General features: G+C 70.1%; 1 protein-coding gene. It reads left to right on the top strand.

All coding sequences use genetic code 11. The annotated features are described in order from the left end of the window. On the top strand, positions 1-824 hold an 824-nt coding region (locus ACFU7D_RS29845; RefSeq protein ID WP_378874185.1), incomplete at its 5' end, for a hypothetical protein. Positions 825-1,064: the final 240 nt, after the last annotated feature.

The raw sequence follows: 1,064 nt of genomic DNA on the forward strand, positions 1-1,064 counted from the left end.
CACCCACGGCGGCCACGCTGCAGGCACCCGAGGCCCAGTCCCTCGACCTCGCGATCGGTGACATGAACCTGCTCCTGGAGCAGCACGGTCACGTCGTCGCGGTCTACCCCGCCGGCATCGGCGCCGCCCACGAACGCAGGCTCCACGCCATCCGCTCGGTCCTGGAGAGCGACCGCATCGCCCTGCTCAGGACCGACCTGCCACCCCTGGGCGTCGCCGTACTCGTACGCCAGCTGCGCCAGCTCTCCGTCTGCGACTTCAGCCCCGGAGTGGTGGCCTCGGCGGCCCGCCTGCTCGCCCACTACATCCACGCCGGAGCACTGCTGAACTCCGTGGCCAGGCTCGACCGGGTGCCCGTCAGCCTCAAGACCCACGCCAAGTCCTGGGTCCCGGGATCACAGTTCGCCGTGCTCGCCGGCCCCAGCCCGCAACTCGTCAGGATCAGCCCGTCGGCCGAACCGCCCACCGGCCCGCCGTTCACCACCCAGCTGATGGTCGCCAAGGGGCAGCTGACCTCCGAATGGGTCCAGCAGACCCTCGCCCCGGCCTGGGGTGTACAGGCCGTCCAGGAGTGCGCCCTGCCCTCCGGTTCACCGCGCTGGTGGGGAACGGGGAAGCTGGTGGAATTCGCGTCCTTCCTTCCGGACATCTCCGTGATCTACCAGCTCGTTTCCTCCGTGCGCCGGGAAAACTGCCACTGGTGCGGAATGGAGCTCATCGGCGACCGCTGCGCGTTCTGTTCCTCCCCGCTCGCCCCGCCGGAGAACCGAAAACACTCCCCGGGTGTCCTGAGCCATGGAGCACCCGCACCGCCCGCCACCTAGCGCGCCCCGGGCTCTCCGCAGACACCGCGCATCCCTCTCTGTCCGCTGCTCCACGCATCCGATTCGAACGAGGTTGTCCGGCCCATGAACTCCCGCCAGCGCCGCGGCGTGATACTCCTGCTCCTGTCGGTCCTGTGCGCCCTCGGCGCCTTCGCGGGCGTGCTGTCCGTCATCAGCGACGTGCGCTCCAAGGTCGGCCCCGAGGTCACCGCCTACCGGGTCAAGTCCGCGGTCCAGCCG

The sequence above is a fragment of the Nocardioides sp. NPDC057577 genome (genome assembly GCF_042801335.1).
Taxonomy (GTDB): domain Bacteria; phylum Actinomycetota; class Actinomycetes; order Propionibacteriales; family Nocardioidaceae; genus Nocardioides.